At 41.7% G+C, this 26,237-nt stretch carries 18 protein-coding genes; all 18 read right to left on the bottom strand.

Annotation, left to right across the window (positions count from 1 at the left end; all coding sequences use genetic code 11):
- Nucleotides 1-32 precede the first annotated feature (32 nt).
- On the bottom strand, nucleotides 33-1,319 hold the full coding sequence (locus tag K6V26_RS01705; protein ID WP_087339356.1) for a sigma-54-dependent transcriptional regulator: 1,287 nt from the start codon (nucleotides 1,317-1,319) through the stop codon (nucleotides 33-35).
- Complete coding sequence (locus tag K6V26_RS01710) at nucleotides 1,316-3,697, bottom strand: hybrid sensor histidine kinase/response regulator (protein ID WP_087339502.1); 2,382 nt, start codon at nucleotides 3,695-3,697, stop codon at nucleotides 1,316-1,318. Before K6V26_RS01710 ends, K6V26_RS01705 begins: the two co-directional genes overlap by 4 nt.
- Before the next feature lie 172 nt (nucleotides 3,698-3,869).
- Nucleotides 3,870-4,751 carry a PP2C family protein-serine/threonine phosphatase gene (locus K6V26_RS01715; RefSeq protein ID WP_087339359.1) on the bottom strand — a complete coding sequence of 294 codons (882 nt, stop codon included), beginning with the start codon at nucleotides 4,749-4,751 and terminating at the stop codon, nucleotides 3,870-3,872.
- Between the two features lie 7 nt (nucleotides 4,752-4,758).
- Entirely contained in the window at nucleotides 4,759-6,543 is a 1,785-nt protein-coding gene (locus K6V26_RS01720) for a hypothetical protein (protein WP_140396714.1), read from the bottom strand.
- A 12-nt stretch (nucleotides 6,544-6,555) separates the two neighbouring features.
- Nucleotides 6,556-8,019: a serine/threonine-protein kinase gene (locus K6V26_RS01725; protein WP_087339365.1), complete on the bottom strand. Its 1,464-nt coding sequence runs from the start codon at nucleotides 8,017-8,019 to the stop codon at nucleotides 6,556-6,558.
- Nucleotides 8,020-8,086: 67 nt separating this feature from the next.
- Nucleotides 8,087-9,499, bottom strand: a complete 1,413-nt coding sequence (locus tag K6V26_RS01730) for a hypothetical protein (RefSeq protein ID WP_087339367.1) — start codon at nucleotides 9,497-9,499, stop codon at nucleotides 8,087-8,089.
- A gap of 20 nt (nucleotides 9,500-9,519) precedes the next feature.
- Entirely contained in the window at nucleotides 9,520-11,418 is a 1,899-nt protein-coding gene (locus tag K6V26_RS01735; RefSeq protein ID WP_224264461.1) for a BACON domain-containing protein, read from the bottom strand.
- Nucleotides 11,419-11,435: 17 nt separating this feature from the next.
- Complete coding sequence (locus K6V26_RS01740; RefSeq protein WP_087339373.1) at nucleotides 11,436-12,761, bottom strand: serine/threonine-protein kinase; 1,326 nt, start codon at nucleotides 12,759-12,761, stop codon at nucleotides 11,436-11,438.
- 4 nt (nucleotides 12,762-12,765) lie between these two features.
- Complete coding sequence (locus K6V26_RS01745; RefSeq protein WP_087339378.1) at nucleotides 12,766-13,743, bottom strand: glucosaminidase domain-containing protein; 978 nt, start codon at nucleotides 13,741-13,743, stop codon at nucleotides 12,766-12,768.
- A complete protein-coding gene (locus K6V26_RS01750; protein ID WP_087339381.1) occupies nucleotides 13,744-14,946 on the bottom strand; it encodes a peptidoglycan-binding domain-containing protein in 1,203 nt (400 codons plus the stop codon).
- Between the two features lie 8 nt (nucleotides 14,947-14,954).
- Nucleotides 14,955-16,757, bottom strand: a complete 1,803-nt coding sequence (locus K6V26_RS01755) for a hypothetical protein (RefSeq protein WP_087339384.1) — start codon at nucleotides 16,755-16,757, stop codon at nucleotides 14,955-14,957.
- A gap of 2 nt (nucleotides 16,758-16,759) precedes the next feature.
- Nucleotides 16,760-17,257, bottom strand: coding sequence for a hypothetical protein (locus K6V26_RS01760; RefSeq protein ID WP_087339387.1), 498 nt, complete (start codon nucleotides 17,255-17,257; stop codon nucleotides 16,760-16,762).
- A 2-nt stretch (nucleotides 17,258-17,259) separates the two neighbouring features.
- Nucleotides 17,260-18,489, bottom strand: coding sequence for an FN3 associated domain-containing protein (locus K6V26_RS01765; protein WP_087339390.1), 1,230 nt, complete (start codon nucleotides 18,487-18,489; stop codon nucleotides 17,260-17,262).
- Between the two features lies 1 nt (nucleotide 18,490).
- On the bottom strand, nucleotides 18,491-19,399 hold the full coding sequence (locus K6V26_RS01770; RefSeq protein ID WP_087339393.1) for a hypothetical protein: 909 nt from the start codon (nucleotides 19,397-19,399) through the stop codon (nucleotides 18,491-18,493).
- Complete coding sequence (locus tag K6V26_RS01775; RefSeq protein ID WP_140396715.1) at nucleotides 19,377-20,579, bottom strand: HesA/MoeB/ThiF family protein; 1,203 nt, start codon at nucleotides 20,577-20,579, stop codon at nucleotides 19,377-19,379. Before K6V26_RS01775 ends, K6V26_RS01770 begins: the two co-directional genes overlap by 23 nt.
- A 16-nt stretch (nucleotides 20,580-20,595) precedes the next feature.
- Entirely contained in the window at nucleotides 20,596-22,986 is a 2,391-nt protein-coding gene (locus tag K6V26_RS01780; protein ID WP_087339399.1) for an FHA domain-containing protein, read from the bottom strand.
- Entirely contained in the window at nucleotides 22,965-25,049 is a 2,085-nt protein-coding gene (locus K6V26_RS01785; protein WP_224264462.1) for a hypothetical protein, read from the bottom strand. Before K6V26_RS01785 ends, K6V26_RS01780 begins: the two co-directional genes overlap by 22 nt.
- Nucleotides 25,050-25,060: 11 nt before the next feature.
- Entirely contained in the window at nucleotides 25,061-26,236 is a 1,176-nt protein-coding gene (locus tag K6V26_RS01790; protein ID WP_087339405.1) for a hypothetical protein, read from the bottom strand.
- Nucleotide 26,237 lies beyond the last annotated feature (1 nt).

A 26,237-nucleotide genomic window follows, 5' to 3' on the forward strand; every position in this document is an offset into this window, starting at 1 on the left:
ACGTCCCCCTTTTGGCCGTGACCTTCCATGCGTCAGATGATGCCGTACTTCCGCAACTTCTCGTACAGGGTGGTCCGGCTGATACTAAGCATCTTGGCGGCCCTTGCCCGGTTGTTTCCGGCTTGTTCGAGTGTCTGTAGTAACAGCTGCCTCTCTTTTTCCTCCTCCGTGAGGGTGGGTACCTCTTCCTGTTTTAACGTCAGATCCAGGTTCAAGGAAGTCGCGGTGATCCACTCCCCGTCCGTCAGCAGCAGGGCACTGCGGAGAGTGTTCCTCAGCTCACGGATATTGCCCGGCCAGGGATACCGCCTCAGGGCTGCCTCCGCCAGCCGGTCGAAACCCTGCACCCGTTTGCGGTGCTCTTTCATGAGGTGCCCCAGAAGGAAACGGGCCAACGGGAGGATATCCTCCGGGCATTCCGAAAGGAGGGGGACACGGATGGTGAACTCGTTCAGCCGGTGAAACAGGTCCTCACGGAAACGTCCTTCGGCGATAGCCTCTTCCAGGTTCTCGTTAGTGGCGGCGATCAGGCGGATGTCAAAACTGCGCTCCCGGGTCGAGCCCACCGGCCTGTAGCATTTCTCCTGCAAGGCACGCAGAAGGAGCATCTGGCTTTTGTAGGACAGGTTGCCGATCTCGTCCAGGAACAACGTACCGCCGTCGGCCTCCTGCAGCAGGCCGGCTTTGTCGCTCTCCGCGCCGGTGAACGCGCCCTTACGGTGGCCGAACAGCTCGGAGGCGGCCAGATCTTCCGGAAGGGAGCCACAGTCCAGAGTGATGTATGGTCGGTTCCTTCTGCGGCTTTGTTCGTGCAGCTCGAGAGCTATATGTTCCTTGCCCGTACCGGACGCGCCACGGATTAGGACGGAGATGTCGGAGGGCGCCACCAGGCTGATCCGGCGGTACATTTCACGCGCCTTGTCGCTTTCTCCCCGATAGAACTCCGTGCCGTCGTGGCGGGGACGGCTGAACTCCTTGCGGATGGCTTCCAGCAGCTTGTCCGGCTGGATGGGCTTGCAAAGGTAGTTGACCGCTCCCAGGCGCATGGCTTCCACGGCGTTCTCCACCTGGCCGTAGTTGGTCATGATCAGAAACGGAGTGACAATGTGGTGGTCGTGCATCCAACGGAGCAGATCCGTGCTGTTGCCGTCGGGCAGGCGGAGGTCGGCCAGTACGAGGTCGTATTCCCTGTCCGAGAGGCTCTTTCGGGCAGCGGAGAGGGTTGTGACACGCTCGCTTCCCATCTCCTGTTTCCTCAGCCAGTTGCCGATGCTGCGGGCGTATATCACGTCATCTTCTATGATCAGTATCGTTTTCATTCAATGTCTTGTATTTGTTCCGCGAAGGCGGCCAGCCGGTCGGCGGCCTCCGCTATGTCGCGTATCTGTTCCAATTCCTTTTCTGTCCACCCTTCCGGATCTGAGGTCGTGATCCGCCGCTGTTCTTCCAGCGGGTAGTCCAGCCGGACGGATTCCCAAAGGGGCAGGTTCTTGTGCAGTACCTCCCGGACGGTCCGGCGGTCGCCGTTTTCCAGTGCCTGGCGTAGGACACGCAGGTCTTTCCGGCTTTCCCTCACGAACTCGTCCAGCATCTCCCGGCGGTTCTCCTCACCGGAGAGGATCAGGGAAAAGTCCGGTTTCCAGACCCTATTCTCCGAGGTACCGATAATCCGCGCTACGCCTTCAGAGAGGCTTTCTATCGTGAACGGCTTGCGGATGCGTCCCGCGAAGCCGCGTGCGAGATATTCTTCCTCCTTGTTCACGTGCGCCGTCAGGGCGACCACCGGAATGGTCCTGGCCTGCGGGATATTGGATGAGCGGAGCAGCTCCAGTACGGAGAAGCCGTCCATCTCCGGCATCTGGATGTCCGTCAGCAGCACGTCGTAAGTGTTTTCCCTCAGACGGACGATGAGCTCGCGGCTGTCCGTGCAGCAGTCACATAAGGCGTGACACCGACGCAGCATCTCCTTCGTTATGCCGAGCTGCCTGATATCATCATCCAGCAGGAGAATGCGTGTGTTTTCCAGACGGGGGCTGCCGGATGGCCGTCGGTTCTCCATCAGGGAGTTACCGTCGGCGGGAGGCAGGGGAATCAGCACGGTGAAACAGCTTCCCCCGCCCGGCGTACTCTCCACATCGATTTTTCCTCCCATCTCCGATACAAGCCGGGAGGTGATGGCAAGACCAAGACCGAAACCGGACGCGTGCCGGGCGTTCTCCAGCCGTTCGAACGGAGCGAATATCCGGGAGGCGTCCTTCACATCCATGCCTATACCCGTGTCCTGTACAAGAAGCCGGAGCTCGCCTTTCCTGTATTCCGCCTCAAGGCGGACGCTCCCTTTCTCCGTGAACTTGATGGCGTTCGAGAGCAGGTTGTTCATCACCTGCTGGAGGAATCCCTTCTCGCCTCCGACCACCACGTCCAGGCCGGAGAAGCCGGTGGAGAGACCGAGATGTTTCTTCTTGGCGGCCGGGGCGTGGCTGTCGGCCGTCTCCTCAATCAGGGTGCTCAGGTGGAAGATGGAGGGATGATGCTGTAACTGGCCGCTGTCGAGCAGGTAGAACTCCATAAGCGTGTCGACCAGCGAGAGCATGTACTCCGAGGCGTGCCGGATGTTGTCCACGTATTTCATCCTGCCCTGCTCACCGTTCTCCTTGGGGAGCAGCTCGGCCGAGCCGTTTATCGTGGTAAGGGGCGAGCGAAGGTCATGGGCGATGGAGAGCATCATGTCCTTTCTGGACTGAAGGAGCTCCTGTTTCTCCGTATTGGAGGACTCCAGCCTGCGCTGGTACCGATACTTGCGTTTCAGGTCGCGATGGACGAGGCCGTACAGCAGGAGGGTGAGCAAGGAGATAGATATGGACAGGTACGAGATCATGCGGAAGGAGCGGTCGCCTTCGGAGACGGAGCGCAGGTGGCGCTCTTCCAGACGGGCGGCCGTCTCACGTTCCAACTCTTTTGCGATGTCATGGATTTTCTGGTTCAGGTCCGTGCTGCTCACATACAACTCATTCATCTGGTCTAGCAGCTTCTCACGTTCATGCGTCTGATGGTCGGTCACTTGCTTGTCAAGTGAATATAGCAGGCTTGCCACTGTCGTCGCAGGGGTCTCCTTCTTGTTTCCCTTTTCCTTCTCTTTCTTCTCCCGCTGGGCGAGATAGGCGGACTTCTTTTCCTTGCGTTTGAATATCTTTTGAAAGATGTTCTCTTTTCGAGGTTTGTCATTTTCTGTATCCATCATCTTCGGAGCGTTCACTTCCGGACTTTTGCGGACATTAGTGACTATGGCCGGGATCTTTTCGCTGACAATGTCATCCACGTCCTGCAGGCGGAGGAATGTCGCCATGACTGCTTCCAACACGCTCTCCTTTTTCTTGAGCAGCAGACAAAGCGAATCCGTCTGCTCCTGACGGCCGTGCGTGCCGAGGGACCGGAGGGCGTCGCATGTCTCGATGCGTCGTGAACGGTAGGATTGGAGATCCAGGGAATCCCAGACAATAGCGGTTTCTCCATATGCGGACAGTTCCAGCAGACCGATATAGACCTGTTCTGTCAGTTGGTGGATGCGGGCTTGCTCACGTTCGTCCGAGCGGATGTCGCTGCGCTTCATCTGCTCCTGGCGGAACAGGTGGACGAGCAGGACAAGCAGGGAGATCAACGTGAGATAACCTGTGAATATTTTGACTCTTAACCACATATATACTTTCGGATACTTACGAATATGCAAGATAAAGTTTATCAATCGTTTACAAAGAAAAAGGACGGCAAAGATATCAATCCTGTCATCCTTTTTTAAGTGATTACAAAAATCCTATTGGAAATATAAGAAGAAACTTACAACTGAATCCTATTTTCATTTACACAATATTTTAGACAGTGTTGAATTTTGAAAGGAATTGTTTAATTTTTCCTTTCAAATTTATGTAGTAGTTATCGCAGTTTTGAGGTAATGTTGCGCACAAAACGATACTAATATTGTCTTGCCCACCAGTATCTAAAGCTCTTTGCAATAAAGCGTCCTTACAATGATTGATATTTTTATAATGTCTATACATGATTTTCTCTATCAAAGTATCTCTGCAAAATCCACACAACCCGTCTGAACATAACAGGAAAATGTCACCATCATTAATGTTATATGTAATGATCTCAGGTTCATGCTCTACATCAACGTCTCCTAAGCATCTAGTTATGATATTATTATCAGGGTGGCTGAAGGCGTCTCTACTTTTAATTTCACCTTTATCAACTAATTCTTGAACTAAAGAATGATCTTTTGTCAGTAACTTAAGACCTGTATTGGGATTGAAACAATAGCATCTGCTATCTCCACACCATGCAATATGAGCTTTATTTTCAACTATCCAAACCAAAACAATTGTAGTACCAAGACCTATGGAGTCTGGTGATTCTACTACATGGTCAAGAATCATTTGGTTAGACTTCACAATACATTCTTTTAGAAAAATGTGTACTTTGGAATCTGAATCAATAAAATTGTCATATCTCTCTGTCTTAAAAGATTTTTTAATGCTTTTAACGACCAAATTTGAGGCTATCTCACCAGCATTTGCTCCACCCATTCCATCCGCTACTATAGACAATGAGCCTATAGTAGATAATGGAATATAGCCGTTTGTAGATAGTTGGTCCCATGAATAAGTTTTTAAGTCTGCACATATTGCTACGGCATCTTCATTATTTGTTCGTTCTATACCAATGTCGCATATAGAGCTAATGTTTATCTTCATTGTAACATTACATAATTACTCGTGGTCCGTTTTCATTATCACTTGTAGGCTTCGAAGTTTTTTCTTTTTTCTTGATAGTAACTTTTTCCTTCTCAGCAGGTTTGTTCCTTGTTCTTGCAACAGGTTTATGGTACTCAACCTCAAAAGGGAAAAACGCTGGCGGACATCCCTGTTCCTGAATTTGCACTACGATATTGTTTACCCCTTCTTTTAGAGAAAACACCTTACATTTATGGCGAATCTCAGACATTTTTTCGTATTCAACCGTGAGCGAATCCGTAAGAATATTTACTGTAGTTGGGTATATACCATCACTTGCAATTCTTTCAGCATTGATGTTAAAGACAAAAGATACGGTACCATTTTCTAGCGCAGTTTGAGAATCATCAACATCTACGACGAAATATTTATAATGCCATGCATTTACTTTGAAAGGAATCATTGATGATCTGATACCTTCATATTGGATTGTTATGGGATATTCTATCGTTGTCAGTTCGTCCGTCAAATTTGCGGGAATATTGAGAACGCAGTTATATTGGACAAAATTTCCGCTCTCTGTATTTTTGCTTTCTTTTGACGTTTTGTCTATATCACAGCCTGTCTGAGGATTTATTTCTATATTAACCTCATCTGCTTTTAAGAATGTTGGAAAATCCGCTCGAATGGAGGTCTCAAATTTTTGATGTCGAAAAGGAATATCATCTCCTTTGTTCATCTTTAATAGAAAAGACTCACTTTTTAATATTTCCAACATACCTACCTTCCCTTTTGTTCTCACTAAAGCCTTATTGTCAAAACAAGTTATGACTTCTTCAAATTGAGGAGGAAGCATTTCGCCCTCATTATTCCACAGCAAACCTGTCAAACCATTTTCTTTTATGGCTTTTAATTCTGAAGTCCAAATCTTTTCTTTTTCCTGTTTTTGTTTATAACGATGTTCTATATCATTAATTATAATAGACTTTGGTCGCTTCATTAAATCAAAACTAATTGATACCATGTCCTTTTTTCCACATTTTGCGGCCAAAACATATGTGGAATCAGAGTTCTGCAAGAAACATTGCGCTATCTCTGAGGTGATTTTTGCTTGCTCTTTTAGATTTGGAGTTGAACTTTCTTGGGCTAAGACTGGAGACAAACTTCTGTCGGCTCCGTTAAAGAAATAAACTTTTTTCTTAATGACTACAATTGCTATATTTTCATCATTAACGGATGATATAAATTGTATGTCATCAGCATCAAACTGTTTCCCTTGAAAAAAGAATGTACATGGAACACCTACTTTATCAATAAGCATATGACGAATGTTCTTCATTTTTTCCATATTCAAATAAGTATCGCATACAGCATAACCATTGAAATACGGAAATGCACTTGTATATTTTCCATCCAAGATGTTACCATTACTATCTATGAATCTGTAGAATGTTCCTTGTTGCACCAAAAGTTTTCCATTTGAATAATAAGGGTATTGATGGGTTACATTACATCCTTCAATCCTGATTGAATCTCCATTTTGTTTGTATATTGAGGAAATGGTGGATGAACCTCGTTTTACAGACAAAGCTAATCCTTCTTTAAAAGGGTATATCTCGTTATTAGAGGTTATAAGTCTTTTACCATTCATTGTCCAGACTACTCTTATTCCAGCTGAATCTGTTATGATTGCATCTATTCCATCAGCTAGTTGAATACTCTCATACGAAGGGCTGATTAGCCATCTCGCTATTTGTGCTTTTACGCCAGTCATAGCCCATAGGCATACCAAAATCAGTAAAATCTTTTTCATTTTGTTGATTCTTTATTTAAATGTGTCTAATGATTTGTTTATTTTATCAAGAAGAATAGAGTCTTTCGATAATTCTGCCCATTTTTTTGATTGTTCCAGATACATTTTCCCTTTAGACATATTTGACTTAATTATCTGATTGGGATTAACGTAATAACAAGCAAGTCGATATGCCGATTGAGCGTTAATCTCCGCAAAGGTCGAGTCATCCAGTTCTAATATTTTTGAGAATAAAGCCATAGCTTCATTACTATATCTATCAACCTTGGGCAAGTACAAGCCATCCTTCTCGTTGTCAAAAACTTCTATACCTAATATGTTTTTTCTCTTCAATGATTCTTTTTCAATGTACCACCCATACGTATAAGCCATTTGATAAATGGCAGGAATGTATCTTAAATTACTTAGACTATCCATCATAGATATGCCACGTTTTACCGTTGCAGCATCATCACTTTTTACATCATTCAGGGCTATTTCAAATTGTTTGTCAACAGGAATTGATTTCTCTGGTGACAAGAAGAAAATACTTATTATTACAATTGCGATACTAATAAGACCTAATGCCAAAATGTATTTTCGTCTTGATCTAACAGGATATTGTCTTGCTAAGGCTGCTTCTTTAATAATCTTTGCAGAAGGTCTATTCCCAGCCTCTAAAGACAAACAGTCATTTACTAACCTCTGTATGTCTGAAGAAGTGTTATTAACAATTGGGACTTGGGCTTTAGACTCCATTTGATATCTTCCACCTTCTTCGCCAAAAGGGACATTGCCTGTCAATATTTCAAATAAAGTGGCACCAAATGCCCAAATATCACTTTGACATATAGGCTCTGCATTCTCTTGAAATCTTTCCGGAGCCATATAAGCCATGGTGCCGCTGTTCTCATCTTCATAATAGAAACCATGCGTTCCGCTATGCTTCGAGCTAATACCAAAATCGGTAATGGCATAGTCTTTTGTATTGCAAATAAGAATATTGGCCGGCTTTATATCTTGATGTATTATACTTGGCTCATTTGTATGTAGCCTGTTTAATCCAGATGAGACATCAAGGATAAATTTCCAAATTTCATCCGGAGACAACGTTTTTCCGATTAGTTGCTCTGACGAACCATATTTGCAATAAGGCAAGACTAAATATGGAATTCCTTCAAAGATGGAAAAATTGGTTGGTTGAAGCAGGTTCTCGTGGCGACATTCATAAACAATTTTGAATTCATCCCTGAATCTTTGTTCTCCCTCAATATCCAAGGCATTCTTGGGACGATAAATCTTTATGGCCACAAGCATGCCGGAATTCTCATTGCTATGTTCTCCACTATCAATTTCATCAAAAGATGTATCAATCGTATTAACGTCTATGGCTAACCACACATCTGCTGTTCCGCCTTCAGTACTCAACGGCTTCAACAGCCTGTAATGATTATCAAACAATTTGTTTGAGTCAGAATAATCTGAGAAATTCAACATTATATACACGGAGTTTGCAAAGAATGAGGCTGTCAAAATTCAGGCGCAGCCTCATTCTTCTTTTATATTATTCAAATTTCAACAGTTTCTCTGAGTTCATTCGCATAGCTTTGGCTTCTAGGGCAGATGGAATCAGAGAATAAATGATGGTCTTGTATTCTAAATCGTATTGAATAGCAAGTGTTACATCAGAGGAGAAGAAAGTTAAATTCGTGTCAGTACTATTGTTTGCATCAAAGATGTACTTTTTATTTAGGAATTCAATGATGTTAGTCTTGTCAGCATCTTCTTTTACGGATAAGGTTATCGCTTGTACCGTTGATGAATAATTGATAAAATCGAGTGTATAATAAAACCCTACCATATTAAGGTATTTGTCATTTAAACCATATACAATATACGCATCTGTGGTATTATATGGAGTTCCCATAAGAGAAATCACCTCATCTTTTGTCTTTCCCAATAACGGACTATAGTCTGTAAACAGGTCATGGTTTATGGTTACTATCACCAATTGTCGGTCTTTTGGATACCATATTATTCCCGCTGTTGCTTCATCGTAGGTTTCAGCATTTATATAAGCACACTGGGTGTCTGTCGTTCCTTTTTCATAGGCATAATATTCCAAATTAAGATATGTTTTCATTTCATCATTTGTAAATGAAGGATTTTCTTTTGCTGTCACCGATACCGTATTGACTTTACCTGTCCATGTATCAAATTTGAAAACAAGATATTCGAATTCGCCTTCACTCAATAGATACATGATTTGTTTGTCGGTATCCGAATAAGATGATTTGCCGAACTTTTCATATATTTCATCCCTTTCGAGACCAAGAAAATCACAATAATCATAAGGAAGAATACCGGTTACGTTAACTTCAACTACAGCAGTGCCTTTTGTAGTAATGACATCTATGTATGTGCGACCACCTGAGAGAGCTTTTATTTCACCTGTATTGCCGTCTACTTCGGCAATCTTGTCGTCGTGAGATGAAAATCCCGTTATGCTTGCATCTGTAATTAAAGAAGCGTAATCCGGTGTAAAGGTTTCAAAAGAGTTTATAGAGTAGATGTTGAGAAGAAGACCGTATGTAAAACTTCCAGCAACAGTTTTCCATGTAAATTCGTATTTATTCCAATTAGTTATGACACCCTCTGTCGTACCAAGTTTTTCGGAAGTGATGATAAAACCTGCATTTTGGTGGTTATACGCATAATTACATTTTACATCTTCGTTGGTAATGGTTATGTCGGAATTATATTTCTCAGAGTTGGAAAGATACATAACACCATCGTCAAAAACATTCCATTCTTCCCATCTTGGGATTTCTGGATGGTCATACACCCATTTATGCCCTACAAGACAGTCAAGGAAAGTCTCGTTTTTCAAATCATCGATAACTGTAGAGTTATCATCGTCGTTGCTACATGCCACAAAAACGAAAGTGGCAAAAAGCAAATACAATAAATTCTTCATTTTCTTCTATGTTCTAAATATTAATATCTGAAAGTATATCCTATTTTCAATTGCAAATAGTTGTTGTATTGTTTATAACCGGTCATGTTGATTGGCGCGTCTTGACGGAATATCTTCCATCGTTCACCTTCCCAGAATTTTTTTTCAGCCATATTAGTGAACATCAAGTTATATTCAACGCTAAAACTTATCCCTGCATATTCGTAAGCAAGTCCCATTTTTGCGCCAAAGTTAAGCCGTTTCAAAGGTGATGACTCGAAATCAGAGGGATAATTGTTTGTCGTGAAATCTACTCCGTCCGTAGAGGTTTCCGTATAAGTAGCATGATCGCTATAAAGATTGAAGCTGCCCGTCTGTGACCAACTTTGCGGATATATATACCCTGTGGGGGTGTCTGTCATTTGATGGTTATGAATTTCATATCCTTTTAATCCGACAGATTTCCAATTCCCCGATAACTTCATCTTGGCAGACAGTCCATAACTAATAACAGGGCCCACATTAATCTGGAAGTGACTCATTTTAGTTACCGGCAACCTATAGGATGCCAGCACGGGAATCTCTATGAGATTCATCGTGTATTCTTCCTTGTAGTTATTTTGCTGAGAGCCCTTTAAATAATAATTATCAGCAATACCCGATATAATGCGGGTTATATCTTCACAGAATGTATTCTTATATGTGTAGTGAATGAAGTTAAGCCCAGCCTTGATATAGAAATTTTTGTATATTCTCATATCTGCGTATGCTTCTATGGAGAAACCGCTTTGTGAAGAAAAAGACACGGACTCGGAGTTGTTCCCCAATGCGTAATTCACGACACTGCCTGTGAAGTCTCCTCCCGATGAGGTGCTGATCATTGGTATCACATACCCTGCACTCACACCGAATGAGATAGTACGCCCGCCAATCCCAATATTAGGAATAACCGCAACAAAAGGCTTTGGTTCTTGGCTCACATTAATACCCAATGTTTGCTTGCCTGTCGTAACATTCACGCTGGCCTCACGAGTCAGATTAATCGGTTCATTTGGAGTGCAATGAATCCTGAGCAGATTGTCCGCCACTTTGGTAACTTGGCACCAATGAGGAAAGTCACCAAACCTCCAGTCCTGTGCGTCCGTAAGGATGCTCACATATTCGTCACCGCCTTCAGGACCGAAATGGAGGTCGTTTTTTGAAAAAGCGAGATGGTCAAGACCCGCTCCTTGGTAGAGATTGATGATAACTGTCTTTGTAGAACCCTCCACCTTGATTTCTGCGGAACGCTCCACGTTCTTGTCATTTGCAAGGGCCGTCAGCTTGATTTTTCCGTCTTCTTTCGTTGATACCACCCAGCCCGGAACATCTGTCACTTTCCAATTGGTGTTGGAACGGATTTCAATGGTGTTGGTTTCTCCTTTATATGGAAACGTCAGATTTTCAACTGACGGCACTAGCATTTCCGGCGCTTTTTCATTCTTTACGACAACGGTTTTCGTTTTGCTTCCCATCTTGACAATCACTTCACAGATACGGTCGGAAGTCTCCTCATTAGCCTCACTAACAATGTAAATCTTGCCTTTTTCCTTCTTTATCTTGCACCAAGCTACATTGTTGTCGTTGAGTGAGGCTGTCCAAGTTCCGTTGCCGTCAACGGTGATAACATCCTGTCCACCCTGATAAGGTATGACAATTTCATTGTCAGACAATGAGAAAGGTTTTACTGTACTTGGTTTCCTGAGGATACGGTCTATCCAGGCAATCCTTTTCTCACTGTCCGGCACATAAAGATTGTTGCCGCAATTAATGACTTGTTGGAATTTAACCTTTGCTTTGTCTAGTTTTCCTTGGTCAACTAACTTGTTTCCTTCTTGATATAACACCTTGCAGCTTTGAGCTGACAGTTGCACACTGCCAAACAAAGCCAAAGATGCCATAAGAACTAAAAATTTAATCATAAATTAGAGATTTTATTTTTTAATGTTTTCGATATTCTATCCCGTTTTTTTGAAAAAATACCGATTTGAGTGGGCAAATCCTCGTTTGTCACAAAATCAAGAGTGTCACACACTCCTTTGTATTCACCCAATGCCACGATAATTTCCTGTATGAATACAATTCGATTCCGGACACTGTCTCTTACCGATTTGTCACCCGTGGATTCTTTCAGAGCTTTTGTGTATATTGTTTTTGCATTGTTCAATCTGTTTATCGTTATCCCATAATTGAGCAATTTGATTTCAGCCGCCTCTTGCTTTTGCAACGAAATGATGGAATCACCGCTGTTTTTGTATGCCTCAAACGGTTCCAATGCTTTTGGCTTTGAATTCCATAGCATTACAGACAACAGTACGAAACCAATCACAATGGATATAGTTGCAATGAGGGCTACACGGTTGTTTTTGCCTTTCCTACGGACATATTCCGCAATGTATTCAGCCGAAGGCCTTTTTTGCGGGTCTGCATTCAGACAGGCATATACAATGTTTTTAATTTTCTTGGGGATAGCTTCCTTAATCGGTGGAATTGGTGTTCCTTCCAATTGGGCCGCACCACCTTGATTACCGAAAGGCACGTCTCCTGTCAAGATTTCATAGGCAGTTGCTCCGAAAGCCCAAATGTCACTGCTTGTATCAGGCTTGTACCCGTCCTTGAACCTTTCCGGAGGCATATAAATAGTCGTTCCACTGCTTTCGTTGTCTAAATATCGGTCATCTTCTACTCCAGACTTGACACTGATGCCAAAGTCAGTGATACAATAGTTCCTGTTGGAATCAATCAGAATATTCGCCGGCTTGATATCCTGATGTATTATTGGAGGGTTGACGGAATGGAGAAAACTTAGTCCTGCGGAAACATCCGCCAAGAATTTCCAAATATCATCCTCGTTATGCAGTTTGCCGATAAGAGATTCGGCGGAACCATTCTCGCAAAACGGCATAACCAAATAGGGCATACCCTCACAAATTGAATAATCGGTGGTTGGCAACAGGTTTGTATGATGACAATTAAAAATGGTCTTGAACTCAGACCTAAAGTTCTGTTCACCGTCAACGTCAAGAATGTTCCTGGGACGGTATATCTTTATCGCGACGAGAACACCTGTGCCATCCACCCGTATCACATCATCGGTATCTTCCGACAATTTCGTGTCAACGGACTCATAATTTTCCGCCAACCAGACATCCGCCGTTCCACCTTCGGCACTTAACAGTTTGATAAGCCTATAATGCCCGTCAAACAGCAGCTCTCCATCTATGTATTTGCTTAAATCCTGCATGTCTTCATTGTAGATACAGTGTATCTCCTTCTCTCAATTTTGAAAAAATATCAATGTCGTTCAGTTTGGCCAATGATGCCAATTGAATACCGAATTGCTGTGATATTTCGTATAACGTCTCATTTGCCTTCACACGATATGTATCTTGTAGTCCGGAATATTTCTTTTTCTTCTTTTCCAAATATATCACGTCACCTTCTTTTACTTGTAATGGGGATGATAACTCATTATATTCCAGTAGTTTTGATTGTGGAATGTCATATTTTTGAGCAATCGACACCAAACTCTCTCCGGGATAAAGAATTGTGCAACGGACTTCATTTATGTCAACCACAAACTTCTTCACGATGTTTGTTACCTCCATTTCTTCTTCGCTTTCTTCATACTCATTCATTACGCATTCCGCATCGAAGATTGGTTGTGTCGTTGATATTTGTCGGATTATTGTGACAGTCTTGCCTGCCCGCAGTTTAACGCCACCGTTGATGGCATAGAGTTTATACGCATCAATAAATCCTATCAAGGCTTTCGCATAATTCCCTGCTGTTGCGTAGCCGGCTTTTTGAAGCTCTATAGCCCAAGCGCGATAGTCATAGACACTGTTCGAGAACAATCTTCTATATCTGCTGTTGTTTTTAAGGAGCTGCGCATGGTCTCTGTAAGATTCCACCGCAGATGGATATTTACGGAACCGGCTCTTCTGACGTTCGTCATCCCACGCAAGATATATTGCTCCCGTCCATCCACCAAAGGCTTTTATACCAAAATGATTGTTGGCATTCCGTGTCAGTGTGCTTTTGCCTGCGCCCGATTCCAAGATTCCTTGCGCCAAAGTTATGGATGCCGGTATGCCGTATTGTTTCTCTTGTTCCAAGGCTATTTGTTTGTATTGGGAGATATAAGTGAATATGTCTGATTGCGACTGAGATCTAACTTGTAGTTCATATACCACAAAAATAATAATGATTGCTATTCTGTGCATTTATTTAGCTAGAAAAATTATTTTAGGAGGTGCTGTTTGAATATACATTTCTCTATGCTGAAGTTGATATTGCTCTAATTTCCCTTTTTCTGCTTTAGTCAATGGTTTTAAGTTATTCACTTTATTCACATTCCAGTCTATTGCTTTCTTTAAGATTGATATTTCTGTAGCGAAAACTAATCCTCCAGGATGTAAGCCAATTGTTTTGTATGGGTGTTCCCAAATCAAATTAATATATTGATCAACATAATACTGTATATTCTTGTTGTTTCCACAAGGAATCTTCCCAATAAGTTTCCCTATCTCCCAACCCAACAAAAACGCTCCAATAGCTTGTCCTATAGTAGATAATGCAGCACCTGCACTTAATGAAACAGAAGCACCTGATTCAGCTGCAACATATCCAAATTTCGATAGTTTGGGAAATTGTTTTACTATTATATCTGCTCCACCTGTTACAAAACTGGTTATTTCTCCACCAAATTTAAGAAAACGATTCCATTCAAATGGTTGAGACTTATATTCATTTATCTTGGAATTAACTATTAATAGCTGGCATATGTAAGCGACTTTTGATAAATACTCAGGAACAGTCGTTCCTATATTTCTAAAATCAACTCTATTATAAATATGTCCAAAAGTATGGTAGGCTTCTTGTTTCGTAAATACAAATAAAGGAGCAGTACATTTTTTCGTTGTTTTATAAAACACTTGAGGCATGGCCTCAATAAAACGTTTTACCCATGGCAAACTTCCGTCTGTAAACAAAGCACCTAAACTTGCAACATTACCCACAGTATCAATATGATTGATTTGTATTTTTTTGGAAGGTGAAGTTCCAATGGCTTCTCTATAAAGAACATGGGTACTTTTAATTCTTTCTGACAATAGTTTTTGCAAAAAGGAAAAGGTATAATCCCCCATGATACCATTCTCTGTTATGAATAGAAACCTTTGTAGACTTTTTACGGCTTTTTCAGTATTATCACCATAATATCCGTCAACTTCAAGTATTTCCCAATTACTCGAAATTTCATCTCTATGATGAATCGATTGGAAATAGTATTTATCTTGTAAAAACCTTGGTTTTGAAAAATCTTCCAGAATAAGAGCACGTGCTTTATCTCTAGCTCTATTCAGCATAGATTGAATTTCTCTCACTTTAGGGTTATATACCAAGGGTGTTGTTTTGCGGTATTCCATAATTATTCTCAAACACAAGATAGTTCGACTTTTATTGGCATGGATATACAAGAATGATTGATAATCTTTCGATTAAGAACATCTTCCATCCCTATCGCATTTGCCTTTTCATAATTCTTCTTGTCCTTGAACTCAATATCCACATACAACCCATGCTGAACAGAATCTCGTCCGGCAGTACCTTCTATGTGAACATTTATGAAGATTCTTTTGAACTCCTCCTTGCCATAGATGGCTATCAGCTCTTTTCTAACAAAAGCCTCGACGTCCATTTTTGTATATAGACGGTCATTGGTCAGCGAATAGTAACGGATAAGTTCATAACGCTGGTCGGCAGTTGCCTTGTCCTTACCGCCCGATGCGGAGACTACAACAGGAACATTGCTCTCGATTACGGGAAGTTTCTTGCATTCCAATTTTGAAGAACCGGAATTGACCGTCACATCAAGCATATTACCCAAAGCCCCCAAAGTAGTCAGGAAAGAGACTTTTGTAACAGAGTTGTTCGTTGCTTGCTTGATATTCTTCATCACGTAGGTGCCACTGTCAAACTTGAACTTGTCATTCTTTTCACCTACTGATTTTGCGATTTTATTCACAAGCTCTTTCAATCGCTTGATGTCCTGCCCGTCCTTCAATCCGTTGTACTCTATAAAGGCATAATAATCTTCTACAAAATGATTGTATAGATTGCGGATATCCCGGTACAAGTCGCCATGGTGGTAGCAATGCGCGTCAAAGTCCCGTATGACAAACTCTTCCGCCGACATGGAGAACCCCTGTTTGTGTGCGGCATTGCTTGTTTCGAGTACCGACACGAAGAAAGAACCGTCCTGCTTTTGAAGTTTTGCCACAGGGGCTGCCTGTGTCAATGTAACAGAATTCAGGTCTACGTTAACGACAGGGATGGCGTTAAAGATGACTTCGCAATCATCACTCACGATATAGTTTTCCGGGAACTCCACTTGAAACCACAAAGTCTCGTCATTGAAACAGTTCAGCACATCACTTTCCAACCAGTTCTGGAAAACACGGGGATAGGCTCTCTTCTTAAAGAGGTCTCTGTTGCGTGTCTTGTCTGTTATAGTAACCAACACACCTCCAGGCAGTTCTTGAAGTCTCTCTTTCCAATATTCAATGACAGACAAGAATCTGGTTGATACCTGCTGAGCGTCGAAAGGTTCCAACATTTCAATATCTTCCATCCGATTCATCATACTGAATCCTATGGATTCCGCTGAGCTTCCCATGACAGATATCGCTTGCGGATATACATTGTCTTTCTTGTTTAAAAAGAACGAAAATCCCTCAAGCGACTCTACCTCTGCCTTGGTATGAATGCCTATCCAAAGAATATTCGACTTTTCCATCTGAATCTCGTAAACGTATTCCTTACTTGTCAGTCGATTTCGCGTGAGCACATAAATATCTTCATATGGAACGAGCATGTTCTTGAAAAGTGGCAGATAGCTTATTGCCGTTTTGCTCGATTTTTCTTTATATGTGAATGACACCCCGGAACCAATCTGAATGCAATCGCTGTCTTTGTTCTTTTTAAACAGAGGTGAAACTACAGCTAAGGCCGGCATGGCTTCAACATCTTGCATAGGAATAAAGTTCTCACAGAACCGGTCGATTAACTTTTGGTCAAAACCATCAATCACATCACGGATTTTCTGTGTCTCGTACAACAGGGCAACCAGCATCATCTTTGCAATCGGATCCATGAGTTGATAGTCAACAGATTCCGACATCATTGACTGCAAATGCGTTATGACATCATTTATTCTTTTCTGTAATTCAATATCCATCGCTATATTTTGATTTGCTTAACAGTTGGTTCCATCAAGAAACTGACATCCTTCTTATAAGGCGTGAGTATTCCGAGACCGTCATCAAGCATTCCTGAAATCCGAATGGTAACTTCATATTTTGAGAGCAGCTTATGATTCGGTTCACGCTCTGTTTTTATTGATCCCAATTCTATTGATACACCAATCTGTTTCAATTGCGGTTCGTAGGCATTCAGACTTTTTTCAATACTTTCTTTGCATTCCTTCAATGTGACCTCATTGTAAAGTCCATTACTGTAGGTTACGTTCTGTCCATGGTTGAAACTCCGGAAATGCACGTTGGAATACTCATGATTCCAATACTCAAAGCCAAAATCATCGTCCGCTATGAAACTGCCTTTAGGCGAAAATACAATCAGCTCAATAAAGTTGTCAATCATGGCGATTCGTTCATCCAGACTTCTCGCTATGACCGCTGAACCGTTTTCGTAGGTTAAAGGTGTTTTTATGAATTTCATTATTATATCTGCTTACCGGCAAAAGGATTGCCTTTCCTTATTTGTGCATCATAAGTCTCCACCTCAGAACATATTCCGTCCTTGTATGCAACGACCTTAATGGTTACATTTTTCGGCGGTTCTTTGTGCCAATCGTCCGTAAATCCACTCTCAATCACTATCGTGTTACCGGATTTTGAAGATTGATTTGGCATACTTCCATCAATCGTATAATAGATGGTAGCTCCCGGGGCATTGTTTGTAACCCTTATTTGTGCGTTACCGAATTTTATCATCTGGCGCAGCTGACTTTTCTCTATGGAAGGTGCGGGAAGAGAGGGAGGCTCTACCTGACGAATCGGTTCCGCACTGAATGTCTTTACCTTCTCATTGATTAAGTATGACAAGTTTACGCCTTCACGTATGATTTTATAAGTATTTTTATAATTACAAGAGGTGTTGATGAAAGAAATGTATTGTTCAGGATTACTTACGGTGATATATTCATCTAAACAACATGCGCAATAGAAAGCGCTTGCCAATTGCTGTAAACAGGAAAGAAATATCATAGGTGTCATCGTGTCCTGTTCCTTATCCATCGTAATCATTAGTTGTTGAACTAATGGCCAAAAGATTTTCACCGCATCCCTCTTCTCAGTAAGTAATTGTTGCGGAAGTCCTGCGTTTATGTCTTTTAAGACATGAAGGAATTTCAGAGCCAGTTCCTCATATTTGGAATGCGATTTTACGTATAGACAAGGAGGGACAAAGTCCTCTTCGTCCGTTCGCCAGCAATACTCATCATAGAGTATTCTTGCTATAGGCAATGAATTGTCTGGAACCGGACTGTTTTCTTCAATAACAATAAAACCGTATTGCGTCTCACACATTCCGTCATTGGTATCTCTTACATCATCAAGAGCTGAGATACAGAGATGAAACCTTGAATTTGTGTTTTGCGAAGGCAGGATGGCACGGGTGTCAAAAGTATTTGTATAATTCGTATCATATTGGACATCTATCAGGCTTCCGTTTTTGGTCAATCCGACACAATCGATGGATACAATATCTATCACCTCGTTATTGATATCAACAGATAGGTTGAACTTCCTGACACCGGGTAAAAGCCCTATACGACCACAAGTGCTTAAAACAAGTCCTTTTGAAACCAGTTCTTCCGTACATTTATCCGAAAGGGCGAGAATCTCATCCGTCAGTCTCATGCCCTTTTTCCACATAATCCTCTTTGGCATATCAAATATTTGTATTAAAATTCAAGTAGTTGTAGATTGTCGTATCAGAGATTCTTAATGGACTTGCATCCTTGGATATGTTAAATTCCAAAACTGAATCGACAGACAGAAAGTAGTCTTGCACGAATTGTCGGTATATCTCCAGCTCATTGACAAACGACAGGAAATCCACGTCGCAGTCGGTATCAGACCAATACGATACGGTATAAGACACAACCGATTCTGAGTATGTGTTCCCAATATAAATTGAACCAAGACTATTTCCTTCCGAACAATCGTAACGGGGATTTTCATCCCGAAACTCCATTTCATTATTTTGGACACGAACTGTAATCCCCTCGTCATAAAAGACTTTTCTCAACAACAATGTGATAAGCGTTCTGTTTCCTCGGATAGCCTTACAAGAGGTTATATAGGGAAGTGTCCTTTTTATGAACTTGTTTTTCCTTTGTTCACTTGTCAGGTTGTCCAACAGGATATTCTGCATTACGAGGTCAGATTCCGTATATTTGTTAAGGCGTTCCCTGACTTGCATCCGCAATTGAAAAAGCAATGTGTCTATCGGAGCGAAGAATTTGTAGGCCTGTTCCTTTTCTTTTTCTTGTTTGGCATACTCCTCGGCGAACTTTTGCTTCTTATCCTGTTCAGGAAGATGATCAAACCTGTCAATGCTGTGAAACAAGTATTCCGGCAAGGAGTTATACAGACTGTTCCGCCCTAAATGCAGAAGCAGTTTGTTTTGACTTTGCTCAATTTCCAAAATGTCTTTGTAGACATTGCGCTTGTGCAATCCGCAGAATTTCAGAAAGAACGTATCCTCGGGATAAAGTTCCATGAACACCTCTGCATTTATGTCCTGCGGGACACCTGCCGGCTTGAGTGTAGTCTTATAATCCGTAGTTTCTTGCATCTTTGCTTAATTCCACATACCTTATCCCTTTTTCTGTTGATACCTGGATAATGTCATATGGAGGGATACCGATGGTCTTTAACGACAAATCCATAAACGGGAAATCGTTATCTATGTTCTCATAGAAACACTTGTGAAAGATAGTCCGATAACTGAGTTTTCGCAATTCGTCATTGGATTGTATCGTTTCTTCCAATTTTGATTCAGGGATATGTAATTCAAATTCTTTTTCCGGTTTGTCAGAGATTATCTTCTCAATGAACTTGTTGTTACGCATGTTGATTTCCACAACATTAACTCCAAGCACTTTTTTTAGTATAGCCAAAATTTCCTTGACCGGCATGTCGGCCGACAAGTCTTCACAGCGGACAATGTCATACCAACGCTCATGGGCTGGGCAGTTGTTTTTCCATGAGGAATACTTATATGTATTTATCGTATTGGTCATGCCCTCAAAACGCCACATCTTGCCTAACAATGTCCTGAATGGGGTAGGTTCTCCCTCGGAGGTATGAATAATCTTCATGGCTTCCTGTGCTTGCACGGCACCGACAATAGAGGCGCTGATTGGTGTCGTAGCCACACGTCCGACAGACGTTTGTGCCCTAACCACATCCGCACACCCGGTTCTTAACATGATATGATTGAATTCTTCCCGCGAAAGGTTACATTCATAACAATTAATCCCCGGGGTGTAAACCTTCACTACTCCCGTCATGTTTTCTATACTGCCATCAATCCAGGTTTTCCCGACACGCATACAAAGCCTGTTTAACTGGTATCTGGCTATCCTGCTGTCAAGACAGCCGATTACAACATCCACATCCTTGTATAAGCCTAGCCCGACCTCTGAGAACAGATTACCTACGATTGGATAAACTTTGATTTGCGGATTAATCTCCATTGCCCTTTTGGCTGCCACTTCAACCTTGTAGGCATGTTTGTATGCATCTTCCTCTCTGAACAAGACCGACCTTGTCAGGTTGGACAATTCTATGCGGTCGAAATCACAAACATAAATTGACCCGACACCAAATAGCGTAAGGTTCTTGATTACCTCATTCCCCAAGGCTCCTGCACCTACAACAAGGACTTTAGCATTTTTCACCTTATCTTGTTTGAACCAGGAAAGAAGCGTAAAAACGCCCTCTCCCCATTCGTATGTTTTTACGGTTTCCATATATACGATTTGCTCTTTATTCCGTTTCAATGTATTGGAAAATTGTGTCACCAATCTTAAATGTATCGTTGTTCGACAATATATTAGGTTTACCGACAGCCAATTCCGCTCTCATATTATAAATCACACCTGTCGCTAGTGGTTTTATCATGGGTAACTGTTTTTCGTGATCAATGAACAGCAGAGCATGTTCTTTGGCCACTTTATTGCTCTTCTCCCAATTCATCTGTATCTCACAGTTTCCAGTCATGCCAATGGAAACTTTGTTTCCACCACCTGTGGCATTCATCCATTTGTGAATAGGAATCCGTTGACCGATTCTGACACCATTCTGAATGACAAGGAAGTATTTCTCTGCTAGCATTCTCACTGTAACCAAAGATGCGCCTAAACCTCCGCCGTAAATGATGAAATCAAGCAGCATGTTCATCCAAGGCCAACTCATGCTTGTAAGACTTGAAAAATACAATACTATAAAACCAATTACAGAAGAACAACCACCACCAATCAAGGCACTCTTCAGAGGAATGGACGATTTGATTGTAAGGGCAAGCGACACACACACCGAGAAAAGCACGTATGCAGGAAACGAACAATACCAAGGAATATAGCCTGCGTGTATTATCGTTAACAACGAGCAAAGGATGTCCGCTCCAATGGAAAAAGCGAGCATTCCAATCACGCCTGTGAGAAGTGAAAGACCAAGGATCTTCAAACTTATTTTCCAATCCTTCTTCCTGTATTCATCGTTATATCTGAAGATAAGGGACAAGAAAAAGCCCAAAAGCAGACCTATGGTAAGGAAAGCGGAGGTTTTACTTTCACATTCAAGTGTTAGGTTTGGCATGTTCTCGCTTGGGATATAAAACAGACTGACAATACTCTTCGACACACCTTCAAATCCTCCTCTTCCACCGAGTTCAAAGAAAATCCAGCTGACAAAACCGGCGCATATCCCCGCAATAGTCTGATGGCATTCTTTCAGCGATTTCAATGTAAGCACTTCTTTCCATTCCACATGCTCTTGAATGCCGACCTTACAGTTCTGGCCATATTCCGCACATTTGTAGCCGTTCTGTTTCCAACAATGCACGTGCATGATGTGTTTGCATCGCATGACTACACTTTGTCCTTCTAGAATCTGTTGCTTGCAATAATGGCAAATTCGGCTTGAAATATTCTTTTCCGGCACATACTTCCTGTAATATTGGGTTTCAAATGCTTTTGACCTGAACAACGGTATCAGCACTTTCATTACCAAAACAAAGAAGACAATTGTAAGAATCGCTATAATGGCCGCTACTAAATATTTATATATGGAATCCGAGGTTGATGCGGCATGTTCCGGCCAAGGTCTTTCTGCAGAACCGATGGAGAAGTCCTCATTTCCGACTATATCACCCTTCCATTCTGCCGTATAGGAAGTCTTGCCAAAATATGTTTTGGAGGAAGGCGTACTGTATGTAAACGAGAAATCATACATTTTGTCATTTACAATTTCCTGAAAATCAAACAAAACCTGCGCCATATCGTTAGCAGGCTTATAGTCTCCATTCCTACCTTCCACTTTGGGATTGCATATAGCCATTAACACATTCTCAATATCAGCGTCCTTGCCTTGTTCCGTATAATAGAACGCATATACAGTCGGCACTATATGGCTTGTATCTTGCTGGTATTCGTTAACCTCTATAAATGCGATATTCTCCTCAAAAGAGGGACTTTTATTACCTTCGGTAAAGACAAAGAGGATGTTCTTGTCCGTATTTTTTATGGCACGTCTTGAAATTTCCGAGTTCCTTTTATAGTTCTCCTCTCCGACAATCGAGCTTTCTTTCTCGGAACTTGTTATACTAAATTCCGCTAATTTTGAGAACAAAGCCCCGTAAAGGTATTTATATTCAGATTTTTTTTCAAAACCCGACTTAAAAGATTCGAGATTCTCAGGAGTTACAAGTTGACTGGATGTTACCTCATCTCCAAAAAAGGAGAGATATACACATCCTTTAGGAGATATGTCAACTAACTGGGAAATGGCTTTGTAGATTTGTGATTTCCCTTCTTGCGGAATGCTCAAGTCCACTAATACGGAGAATGTGTATTCCGCCGGAATACGTTGTCCCGTTGTTATGGAGCTTATCTTGCAAGATGAAGGTGGAATCAGCGAGCCCTCTTCTTTTATGACTAAATAATCTTGCAGTAGCTCCGTTGCAATATTCTGTATTCTTTTGCCGTTGGCATCTAATACATTGAAATATAGCGTAAGTGAATCCTTACCCACGCCATATTCGTATTTTTTATCACAAAATTTGATTCGTTTTACATTTTGTCCGAATACCGGCAGAACAGCTGAGATTGCTAAACACAGCGCAACCAACTCGTGAATTATCTTTTTCTTCGTGTCCATATTTTTAAATCTTCTAATTTTTCTTCACCATAATAAGCCTCGTCTACGGAAATTTGTCCATTCACAACAGGGATGGATGTCAGTATTCCATCTGCTGTCGAGTAGAACAGGATGAATCTGATATTGCTAAAGTCATTTGAAATGACTCTCTTGATAGTCGGTATGCTGCAATGGGAACCATTGATGTAGCATCCGATAAGCTCATCATCAAAACTGTGCTTGGTTTGCAATACAGATTTCAGTATATACTCCGTTTTCCCGTTCTTTTCGTATGTATATCCATGCACCCATGCTAATAGCCCGTTTTCGTGAGTTGTCTGCAATTGGCACATGTCAATAATGGCACCATTGGACAACTCTACTCCGTAATGGCTGTCAATCCGGTTGGAAGCTGTCCGCATGATATTTCTGTAATCCTCCTGCTTAAAGGATGTCCGGTCGCTCTCTACAGCCCATTTATGCAATTCTTCCAAGGAATACATCTTTCGTAAATCAGCTTTCGAGTTAATGCTTAAATCAGAATCATGTTTAAAGGTAAATATGCCCAGCTCCTGATTGGGAGTGAGAATATCTATCACAATCGCAACCAAAAATTTAGGGTGGATAGGATGCTTAAGTTGCATCTGTACGTTGCTGTCGGCATTGCTGAAAAACACCCCAAGACCCGGGTGAGAGTGTACCCAACAAGTCATATCATATTGGAGGTTGGTCTCTCTGCGTAATCGTCTCAGCTTTTCCGAAACTTTTAATTTTATCTTTCCACCAAAATTAAGCTCATACTCTTTGAAAATTGCATCATCACCCGGTTTCACAATCTCTTCCAATGATACATAATATTCATCACTCTCATTATCATGAACCCAGCGTCCAAGTACCATACAGCCGTCCTCATTGGGATTCTCCGGATTCCTGAGGTCTTCTGCATAAAGATTGTATATGTCCTTAATGCAAGTATTTTTCAGATATATACGTCTTACGGCGGAGTCTGAACAAAAATCTGTACTGTTTATCGGAAAGTATGCAGGATTATGATGCACGTCTTCAAGGCTTTGTTTTTTTAATATGGAAGTTGTTTTCCTCCTTACCACAATATCTGGATTTGCATTCTGTCTGACACGTTCTTCCTGACTTATTGTTGACCTCTTCTTTCGGGTCGATTTCCTGATTAACCAAATAATCAAGATGACAATACAAGTAATCAGTGTTCCAAGGACAACGTTGATAAACACAGATTCAACGGAAAATAATCGCTTTGTTAATATTGTTGAGATGTCCTCATCAAGAATTTCACCACGACAATTGTCCAACACATCTTTTCGCTCTGCAATCTTCTCCTCCAGTATATTTTTCAATTTAGTTTCGTATTCAGAACGCTTAGAAAGTTCGTTTGCGTTGAAATTTGATGCCACAAAATTCCCAACAAACGAATCCATGCTGTCTTCATACCGCGAGATAATCGCCTCTTTGTCGCTTAAATATTCTCGTAACTGACGATTCCGGATATACTCTTCCCGACTTTCTAGGTCTTTTATATCGTTTAGTGCTTCCGTATATTGGCCGACTTCATCCATAAATGATTGGACAAACATTGGTGAATAGAATGGATCTTTCTCCAAATACTCTTTGAATAATGAGACTATTCGGTTAATCGGCACTTTCTTTGTACGCGTTTTTTTTTGCTCTGTTTTACTATTTGAAGAGATCTCTGTCGCCAGTTCATGCGATTCTACATTGTCTGCGCTTTGGTTTTCATAACTTTTGATGAGATAAGTTTCCTCCCCTTCTGCGGCGGAATCTCCGGTTCGCCATAATTCTTTACTTCCTGCTTTTACATATTTACTACAGGCTTTGTTGATAGATAATGAACCGCCTGCCGCAATCGTCCCCACGTATGCTCCATCTACATTGACATCTATATGTGTTGTACCATCTTCATTGTATATGGCTTTGAGAAAAATGGTCGAATCTGAAGTCACGTCATATATCATCCTTTGCGAATACGCTTGTGAAAATAACAGCAAAAGCGAAAAGACAATTGTTGATTTTTTGCTAAATATACTCATGATAAACCTTATTAGATTGATGCCTTTTTTGATTTCCCATTTATGTTGAGAGTGCTTTTACCTCGAATTGCGGTAGATGCCTTGTGCTTGGTTTCGGCAACAATCCGATTCCTTTTAGATCTTACTGCATTACGAGCACACCTTTTAGCCTCCGCTTCCGCCTTGTTTGCGATGTTCTGCTGCATATCCATCATCCGCATCTGATTCCTTTTGTTTTGAATGCCTTGGAAAATCTGATTACCGATGAATGCAAGTACGGCAAGTACAATACCGCCTATAATCATCCAAAAGTTACGTTCCTTCTCTTTTTCAGATGCGGCTTGTTGAGCGACTGCTATAGAATCATTCTGCGCTTTAATCACTTGGGCTTCTTGCTGTGCCCTTAATTCTTCCGCCTTTTGTTGTGCCTGTAGTTCTTCGGCGTTCCTTTCTTCCAACATACGTTTCTTGGATTCATACCTGTCCAGGACATCCGTTATCTCCGAGACAAGCGCGTCATCTGTGATTTCACGGCGTTTTTGCCGCAGATAATTGATTTCATCCAACAGGTTGTCGGAGAATGGAAGCTCTGTGGTTTCTGAAAGCAATTCCTTTATAATATTAACGCTTTCAAGCACTTTAATTGCGACGGTATTATCCGATTCTATTTCCATCGTTGAAGTGATCGTTTGAGTAGACGTTTTTGTTATGTTTGTTCCTTCTTTTGAACCAAGAGGAATTTTCAAGTCCCTGCTTTTACCAAATAACAAATATCGGCCTTTCTTTGGCTTATATGCTAAGTAGATAGGTATAAGTATTTCCGTATTAGATTTGACATTGAAAGACAGCTTTGGCTCTGCTTGTACCAGATAGAATCCATCCGTAGATTTCTGATATTCAACTCCGGGAGGTATCATAAAAGCCTCGGGAACCATATCCATGACAGATACATCGCTACTGTAATTGCCTGTCCGGTCGAAAAACATAACCGCGACCTTACTGAGATCCTTATACTTATAATTTATACTTCCTAATTTCTTCTGCTGTCCAATAAATTTGATTGTAGTTTGATTGGCAGAGTTGATAATTTCATAAGTCAGGATTATCCTGTCGCCGTCGGTTGTATAAATCGTATCCTTTTTCACCTTGGCATATAGATGAAAAGGCAATAACAAACATCCCAATAGTATAACTCTGACGAATCTCATG

Source organism: Parabacteroides goldsteinii (genome assembly GCF_020091425.1).
Taxonomy (GTDB): Bacteria; Bacteroidota; Bacteroidia; order Bacteroidales; family Tannerellaceae; genus Parabacteroides; species Parabacteroides goldsteinii.